The organism is Endothiovibrio diazotrophicus, assembly GCF_054657215.1.
On the sequence record NZ_BAAHXB010000239.1, the window covers coordinates 1 to 2022 of the forward strand.

Below are 2022 nucleotides of genomic sequence, written 5' to 3' on the forward strand. Positions count from 1 at the left end.
AGAGAATCCCCGCGCTCCGGTACACTACGCCGACTGGCCCTTCCTGCGCCCCGATCCCATGAGCCGACCACCCCTGACCATCGACCAGGCCCTCTCCCGGGCAAAGGCGCACGCCAAATGCGGCGACCTGGAGGGTGCCCGCGGGCTCTACCTCGGCGTCCTCAACGGCGATCCCGGCAACAAGAAGGCGAAGAAGGGGCTCAAGGCGGTGGAGCAGCAGCTCGCCCGGCGCGGCCCACCGGCGGCGCCCCCGCTCTCCCAGGCAGCGTACGAGCAGTTGGTCGCGCTGATCTCCGCCGGCCGCGCCGAGCAGGCCGCCGGCGAGGCGCAACGGCTCGCCGACAGCCATCCCAACGATCCGCTCCTCCCCTATCTGCACGGCAGCGCCGAAGCCACCCTCGGCCGGCAGGCGCGGGCCGCCGCGGCCTTCCGCGCGGCACTGGCGCTCAACCCCGATTTCGCCGAGGCGTGGAACAACCTGGGCAACGCCCTCGACGAACTGGACGAGCGTGAAGAGGCAATCGACTGCTACCGCCGCGCCCTGGTGCTCCACCCCCACTACGCCGACGCCCACTACAACCTCGGCTGCACCCTGCATGCCGCGGGGGAGCTGGAGGAGGCAATCGAGCACTTCCGCCGGACCCTGGCGATCCAGCCCGACTACGCCAAGGCCCACAACAACCTGGCCAACGCGCTGCGCGAGAGGGGGGAGTTGGAGGAGGCGCTGGCCAGCTATCGGCGGGCCCTGGCGTTCGATCCGGCGGCCGCCGCCACCCACTCCAACGCGGGGGTCGTGCTGTGCGCTCTCGACCGCCTTGACGAGGCGGAGGAGGCCTTTCGGAGGGCACTGGCGATCGACCCACAGCTCGCCGACGCCCACTGCAATCTCGGCGACCTCCTGCGCAAGCAGGGCCGCCCGGTGGAGGCGGTGGAGAGCTGCCGGCGCGCCATCGCCATCAACCCCGAAGGCGCGGCGGCCTATACCAATCTCGGCAACGCGCTCTCGGACCAGGGACGGCTGGAGGAGGCGATCGAGCGCTACCGCCAAGCGCTGGCGCGCGACCCCGAGGCGGTCGACGCCCACGCCAACCTCGCCCTCTGCCTGCTGCTGCGGGGCGACTACGAGGAGGGGTGGCGGGAGTACGAGTGGCGCCTGCGCAAGGACGACGGCAACCTCACGCCCCCCGCCCACCTGCCCCGCTGGGACGGCGCCTTCGACTTCGCCGACGAGCTGATCCTGATCCACGAGCAAGGCCTCGGCGACACCCTCCAGTTCCTGCGCTACGGCGTCGCGCTGAAGGAGCGGCTGCCTCGGGTCTCGCTGGCGCTGCCGGAGAAGCTGGTCGGCATCGCCGCCCAGGCTGGGCTCTTCGATCACATCTACCGGCTGCCGTTGAACCCCGCGGAGCACTCCCCCGGGGCTCGCTGGGCGCCGCTGATGTCGATCCCGGGGCGGCTCGGCGTGCGCGTCGACGACCCGGTGGTGAGCGCCCCCTATCTCCGCTCCGACCCGGCCCGCGACGCCGTCTGGCGCGAACGCCTGCGACGCCCGGGGGAGTGGCTGATCGGCCTCAACTGGCAGGGCAACCCCGACTCGGAGCGTCTCAACCTGAGCGGGCGCTCGCTCCCCCTGGCGACCTTCCAACCACTGGCGGAGATCCCCGGCATCCGCCTGGTGTCGCTGCAGAAGGGCTTCGGCGCCGAACAGCTGGCGAGCTGCCCGTTCCGCGAACGCTTCGTCGACGCCCAGCAGGCGGTGGATGAGGCGTGGGACTTCCGCGACAACGCGGCGATCCTGATGAACTGCGACCTGCTCATCTCCTCCGACACCGCGGTGGTCCACCTGGCGGGGGGGCTCGGCTGCCCCACCTGGGTGCTGCTCCACCCAACCCCCGACTGGCGCTGGGGCCGCGACGGCGACAGGACCCCCTGGTACCCCGGCGTGCGGCTGTTCCGCCAGGGCGACGGCGAAGGGTGGCCGGCGGTGGTGGAGCGGGTGCGGACGGCGTTGAGCGAACTCGT

Annotated in this window: 1 protein-coding gene; it reads left to right on the top strand. The window is 72.0% G+C overall.

The window, feature by feature from the left end; all coding sequences use genetic code 11:
- Nucleotides 1-58 precede the first annotated feature (58 nt).
- Nucleotides 59-2022: tetratricopeptide repeat protein (locus tag ACYQ2W_RS26055; RefSeq protein ID WP_459873959.1), on the top strand; the 1964-nt coding region annotated here is incomplete at its 3' end.